The sequence below is a fragment of the Sphingomonas sp. NPDC019816 genome (genome assembly GCF_050274375.1).
Classification (GTDB): Bacteria; Pseudomonadota; Alphaproteobacteria; order Sphingomonadales; family Sphingomonadaceae; genus Sphingomonas.
In genome coordinates this window covers 1-6,285 of record NZ_JBNNOB010000171.1, presented here as the reverse complement: position 1 = coordinate 6,285, position 6,285 = coordinate 1, and the positions used below count along the sequence as shown (strand labels likewise).

Here is a 6,285-nt window from a genome sequence, read left to right as displayed (position 1 = left end):
CCAAGACCTTCAGCATCCTGGGCCATTCGGTGCGGTGCGGTGCGTCGTGCGGGCTCATCATGAGTGACGGGGCGGACGAGCGGGATCCGACCGATCTGGTGCGCCGCGCCGACATGGCGCTGAACGATGCGAAGCGTTCGGGCCGGGGCATCGTACGGGTGTTCGACGAGCGAATGGACGAAGGCATCCGAGTGCGTCGCCTGGTCGAGGCCGGCCTTGCGCAGGCCATCGCTCGCGACGAACTCGCGCTGGTCTTCCAGCCGATCGTCGGGCGCGGCGATCTGGGCATCGCCGGTTTCGAAGCCCTGGTCCGCTGGCGCAACCCCGAACATGGCGCGGTCAGCCCGGCGATCTTCATTCCCATCGCCGAAGAAAGCAATCTGATCCATCAGTTGGGCGACTGGGTGCTCGATCAGGCACTGGCCCAAGTCCGGCACTGGCCCGACCAATATGTCTCGGTCAACATCAGCCCGGTCCAATTCCGGCGTTCGCACTTCGTCACGCATATCCTCGACAGCGTCCGGCGCGCAGGCGTCGATCCAGCGCGGGTCCAGATCGAAATCACCGAGACCGCGATCTTCGACGATGCCGAGCGCGCGGCGGATACGCTTTGCGAGCTGCGACGGCTGGGGTTCCGCATCGCCCTCGACGATTTCGGGACCGGCTATTCCAGCTTGTATAATATCCGCAAGTTCGCGCTCGACTGCCTGAAGATCGATCGCAGCTTCATCGACGGCATGGGGCGTGAGCGGGAATCCGCCGCGATCGTCCATTCGATCATCCATCTCGGCCGCGCCCTGGGGCTAGGCGTCGTGGCCGAAGGGGTCGAGACCGAAGCCCAAGCACAGGCGCTGCGGGTGGCGGGGGCCAGCCATCTCCAAGGCTTCCTCTTCTCGCAGCCGGTTCCACCATGCGAAGCGCGCAAGCTCGCCGTGCGCAGAGCATTGCCCATCATGCCGGTCAGCGTACCCGCCTGACGAACGGGTTCAGAGCGGCAATTCGGCCTGCACCGGGATGGCTTGCTCCGCACCGCCATCGGCTGCGCTGAGGCCGGACAGCGTCAGCCCCAATAGTCTCACACCGCCTGCGATCGGCAATTGCTGATCGAGGAGCGAGACACCCAACGCCAGAAAGGTCGCGCGGTCGGCGATTGCCTGCCCGGACGATCGGGCGCGGGTAATCGTACGAAAGTCGCTGTAGCGGAGCTTGAGCGTCACCGTCCGCCCAAGGACGCCGCTTCGCTCAATCCGCGTCCACGCGGCATCGACCACCTTCTCCAATGCGGCATGCAGGGCGGTGCGCTCCGACAGATCGGCCTCGAACGTCCGTTCCGCCCCCACCGACTTGGCAGTCCGCTGCGCGCGGACGGGGCGATGATCGATCCCGCACGCCGCACCGTGGAGGTAGTCGGCATAACTGCCGAAATGCTGGTGCAGAAACGCCAGCGACTGGTTCCGCAGGTCCATGCCCGTCAGGATGCCCAGCGCCTCCATCTTGCGCGCGGTGACCGGGCCGACACCGTGGAACCGCTTGACCGGTAGGGCCGCGACGAAGCCCGCGCCATGATGCGGCGGAATGACGCAAATGCCGTTCGGCTTATTCTGGTCCGATGCCAGCTTCGCGATGAACTTGTTGTAGCTGACTCCGGCCGACGCCGTCAGTCCGGTGTCAGCGAGGATGGCGGCGCGGATCGCCTCGGCAATGGCGGTGGCCGAGCCCAGGCCGGCGCGGTCCTCCGTCACGTCCAGATACGCTTCGTCTAAAGAAAGCGGTTCGATGAGATCGGTATAACGCGCGAAGATCGCCCGGATCTGTTGAGAGACGGCGCGATACACGTCGAAGCGCGGCGGGACGAAGACGAGTTCGGGACAACGCCGAAGCGCGGTGACCGACGGCATTGCGGATCGCACGCCGAAGACCCGCGCCTCGTAACTCGCCGCCGCCACGACGCCCCGCGCCCGCGATCCGCCCACCGCAACCGGCCGCCCGCGCAACCCCGGATCATCGCGTTGCTCGACCGACGCATAGAAGGCGTCCATGTCGACATGGATGATCTTGCGGTTCGGGGGTGAGGGATCGTCTTGGCGGCTCAAGGACTTGGTTCTTCGGCGGTGCCGATCGGGACCGGCATCGAAGCTGGTGGTCGATGCGGTGGAGATTACTCCACCAACGCGTCATGCGCCAGTCGGGAATGAGAACGCAAGAGGAACGGATGCCCTAGCACGGCATGCCTTCGGAACCGCGCAATGTCCCCGCCGTTGCCCCGGAATGACCTCCGAACCCAGCGTCCCCGCGTCGTTCTCGATCCTGACCGGCAGATTGGTGCGACGCGATGGGGCGTTTATCCTGCAACGCGACGATGGCGGAACGGTGGAGTTGCGGCTGGCACGGGTGCCGGTCGATCATGTCGGCAAATCGGTGGCGCTGACCGGGCGCCTGGTCACCCCAGACGTATTCGAAGTGGACGGCGTCCGCAGCGCCTGATCGCGCCCATGGGCGTCAGTGGGCGGCGCCTTTGCGTGACGGGATGAGGTGAAGCACGCCCACCACCACGCCGCCGACGATCAGACCGACGATCGCGCCGCCGATCGCGTTGACGATCCAGTTGACCGCGCCGGCGGCGAACGGGACCGCTTCGCCCGCGTGATGCGCGATATCGTGGATCAGATGCGGCACGGTGGTCAGCCCGAATTCCTCCATGCCATGGACGATGATGCCACCACCGACCCAGACCATCGCCGCCGTCCCCACGATCGCGAGGATTCGAAGCAGGACCGGCATCGCCTTGACGAGGCCACGGCCGATCGCCTGGGCCGTGCCATTGTCGCGCTGCGCCAGATGCAGGCCGATATCGTCCATCTTCACGATCGCGGCGACGACGCCATAGACGCCGACCGTGATCGCGATGCCGACGAGCGCGAGCGCGATGGCGCGGGTCCAGATGGACAGATCGGGCAGTTCGGACAATGCGATCGCCATGATCTCGGCTGACAGGATCAGGTCGGTACGGATGGCACCCGACACCTGCCGGTCCTCCAGCACCCTGGGGTCGGTGACGGTCTCGGTCTCCTCGACCGCGTGGCCGCCGGTCAGGGCCTCGACGATCTTCTCGCTCGCCTCGAAGCACAGATAGGCGCCGCCCAGCATCAGGATGGGCGTGATCGCCCACGGTGCGAAGGCACTGAGCAGCAGCGCGGCGGGCAGCAGGAACAGCAGCTTGTTACGCAGCGACCCCAGCGCGATCTTGCCGATGATCGGCAATTCGCGTTGCGGCGCGAGACCCACGACATAGCGCGGGGTGACCGCCGTATCGTCGATGACGACGCCGGCGGCCTTCGCACCGGCACGGGCCGACGCCCCCGCGACATCGTCGAGCGATGCCGCCGCCAGCTTGGCGATCGCCGCCACATCGTCCAGCAACGCAACCAGACCCCCTGCCATCGAACGCCCTGCCTTCTGTTTTCGCTGGACGCCTGCCTAGAAGCAGTCCGCGACGGATGCACGGGAAAATGACGGCATCGTCATGTCATCCAGGCCGCATCGCGCCAAACGGCCTCCAGATGCGCGATCAGCGCCGGCACCGCGGCGGGCGCGCCCACCGGGGCATAGAGGCCGAAAATGCCGACCGCCACCGATCCCTCATATCGGGGCAGGATGCGCACGAGCCGGCCATCCGCCAGGCTGTCGGCCACGTCCCATAGCGAACGCAGCGCGATCCCGGCACCCGCCAGCGCCATCTCGCGGACCACTTCGCTCGAATTGGTCTCGATCAGGCTCTCGCCCGCGACGGTCGCGCCGGTCAGCCGCCATGGCAGTTGCCCCTTCGCGGCCAACAGTTGGTGCCCGGCCAGGGCGGCGATGCTAACCGGGGTTCCTGCGCGTTCGAGATAGGACGGACTGGCGCACAGGACCCGGCGGTTGACTGCGAAGCGATGCGCGGCGAGCCCGTTCGGGGGCGCGGCGGTGATCCGAATGGCGAGGTCGACGCGCTCCCCCATCACATCGGCGAAATCGTCGGTCAGGTCGAGCGACAGGCGCAGCGCCGGGTAACGCGCAAGGAACCCGGACAGATAGGGCGCGACCCATATCCGCCCTAACGAAGTCGGTGCCGTCACCCGGAACGGGCCGGCGGGTTCCCCGTCGCGATGTGTGACGCGCCGCTCGGCGACGCGTAGCCCGGCGATCAGGGGCGCCACCTCGGCATGAAAAGCCGCGCCCGTCTCCGTCAGGGTCAGGCGTCGCGTCGTCCGGTGAAGGAGCCTTATGCCAAGCCGCGCCTCCAGCCGTGCGATCCGTTTCGACACCATCGCCGGGGATAAACGCCATGCGCGCGCGCCGCCCGCCAGACTGCCGGCCTGCACTACATCGACGAACAGCGCGATATCCGGGTCCATTCTTTCCTCTGGCGATCGACAGGCGTGCGATTATGCCATCTATCGATGGGAGTGACGATGCCCTATTCCATGGTGCGAACAGGAACGGGAGAGTGAGCATGATCGATCGTCACGGCCTGTCGGTCGCACCGGCGCTGGTTCGCTTTGTCGAGGATCAGGCCCTGCCGGGCAGCGGGGTCGCGGCGGACCGTTTCTGGTCGGGCATGGCCGACATTCTGACACGCTTCACGCCCGACAATATCGCGCTCCTCCGCCGACGCGATGCGCTCCAGGCGCGGATCGATGACTGGTATCGCCAGGGCGGGTCGCGCGACGGCGCGGCGCAACGCGCGTTCCTGACCGAGATCGGCTATCTCGCACCCGAACCGGCGCCCTTCACCATCGATCCGCAAGATGTCGATGACGAGGTCGCCCGCATGGCGGGGCCGCAGCTGGTCGTGCCGATGCTCAATGCCCGGTTTTTGCTCAACGCCGCCAATGCGCGCTGGGGCAGCCTATACGACGCCTTGTACGGGACCGACGCCATCCTGCCACCCGGCGCCAGCGCCGGCTATGACAGCGAGCGCGGTGGGGCGGTCATCCGGTGGGCGCGCGACTTCCTCGACGACAGCCTGCCCATCGCGGGCAGCTGGCACGACGTGACCGATGTCGAGGCCGCCGCCGCCGCGCTGCACGATCCGACGCAATTGGTTGGGCGCAGTGACAACGGGCTGCTCTTCCGCCATCACGGTCTGCACATCGAGATCGTCGTCGACCGCGCCCACTGGATCGGGCGGACGGATGCTGCCGGTATTGCGGACATACTGCTCGAATCCGCGCTGACGACGATATGTGATCTGGAGGACTCGGTCGCGGCCGTGGACGCCGAGGACAAGGTGGCCGCCTATGCCAACTGGCTGGGGCTGATCGACGGCACCTTGTCGGCGCGTTTCGACAAGGGCGGCCGGACGCTGACACGCACGCTGGCCGAGGATCGCCACTACGCGGCGCTCGACGGCGCGCCCTTCACCTTGCCGGGCCGCAGCCTGTTGTTCGTGCGCAATGTCGGCCATCTGATGACGATGCCCGCCATTCGCCTGCCCGATGGTGGCGAAGCGCCCGAGGGGATCGTCGATGCGATCATCACCAGCCTGATCGCGCAGCGCGATGGTCGCGATGGCGCGGCTCGGCGCAACGGCCGGTCGGGATCGATCTATATCGTGAAGCCCAAGATGCATGGGCCGGACGAAGCGGCCTTCGCCAACCGGCTGTTCGACGCGGTCGAGGACATGCTCGGCTTGGACCGGCATCGCATCAAGATTGGCGTGATGGACGAGGAAAGGCGGACCTCCGCCAATCTGGCGGCATGCATCCACGCGGTGAAGGACCGCATCGTGTTCATCAACACCGGCTTTCTCGACCGGACCGGCGACGAGATCCACACCGCCATGCGGGCCGGACCGATGGTGCGCAAGGCGGATATGAAGGCGACCGACTGGATCGCCGCCTATGAGGATCGCAACGTCCAGATCGGTCTGGCCTGCGGGTTTGCCGGGCGTGCGCAGATCGGCAAGGGCATGTGGGCCGCGCCGGACCGCATGGCGGACATGCTGTCGCAGAAGACCGGGCACCCCATGGCCGGCGCCTCGACCGCCTGGGTGCCGTCGCCCACGGCCGCCACGCTCCACGCGACCCACTACCACCGTATCGATGTCGCGGGCCGTCAGCAGGCCCGCGCCGCCGAGGCGGTGGCGTCGCTCGACCGGCTGCTGACGCCGCCGCTGGCGAGCGCGCCCGACTGGAGCGCGAATGAGATCACGGCCGAGCTGGACAATAATGCGCAAGGGCTGCTGGGCTATGTCGTGCGCTGGATCGACCAGGGGGTGGGGTGTTCCAAGGTGCCCGACATCCA

6 protein-coding genes are annotated in these 6,285 nt (G+C 67.0%); 3 read left to right on the top strand and 3 right to left on the bottom strand.

Annotated elements, in window-relative coordinates; translation table 11 throughout:
- Positions 1–977, top strand: a 977-nt coding sequence (locus tag ACQKJZ_RS17385; protein ID WP_427732725.1) for a putative bifunctional diguanylate cyclase/phosphodiesterase, incomplete at its 5' end; no start/stop codon positions are given.
- A gap of 9 nt (positions 978–986) precedes the next feature.
- Here ACQKJZ_RS17385 and dinB read toward each other — a convergent pair.
- Positions 987–2,093 carry a DNA polymerase IV gene (gene dinB / locus ACQKJZ_RS17380; protein ID WP_427732723.1) on the bottom strand — a complete coding sequence of 369 codons (1,107 nt, stop codon included), beginning with the start codon at positions 2,091–2,093 and terminating at the stop codon, positions 987–989.
- A 175-nt stretch (positions 2,094–2,268) separates the two neighbouring features.
- On the opposite strand from dinB, the gene ACQKJZ_RS17375 reads away from it, so the two are divergent.
- On the top strand, positions 2,269–2,484 hold the full coding sequence (locus ACQKJZ_RS17375; protein ID WP_427732721.1) for a DUF5818 domain-containing protein: 216 nt from the start codon (positions 2,269–2,271) through the stop codon (positions 2,482–2,484).
- A gap of 15 nt (positions 2,485–2,499) precedes the next feature.
- Here ACQKJZ_RS17375 and ACQKJZ_RS17370 read toward each other — a convergent pair whose 3' ends face one another.
- Together ACQKJZ_RS17370 and ACQKJZ_RS17365 are read right to left on the bottom strand one after the other, a co-directional pair.
- Complete coding sequence (locus ACQKJZ_RS17370; RefSeq protein WP_427732719.1) at positions 2,500–3,441, bottom strand: DUF808 domain-containing protein; 942 nt, start codon at positions 3,439–3,441, stop codon at positions 2,500–2,502.
- An 80-nt stretch (positions 3,442–3,521) separates the two neighbouring features.
- A complete protein-coding gene (locus ACQKJZ_RS17365) occupies positions 3,522–4,394 on the bottom strand; it encodes a LysR substrate-binding domain-containing protein (RefSeq protein ID WP_427732717.1) in 873 nt (290 codons plus the stop codon).
- A gap of 98 nt (positions 4,395–4,492) precedes the next feature.
- On the opposite strand from ACQKJZ_RS17365, the gene ACQKJZ_RS17360 reads away from it, so the two are divergent.
- Positions 4,493–6,285, top strand: a 1,793-nt coding sequence (locus ACQKJZ_RS17360) for a malate synthase G (protein ID WP_427732727.1), incomplete at its 3' end; no start/stop codon positions are given.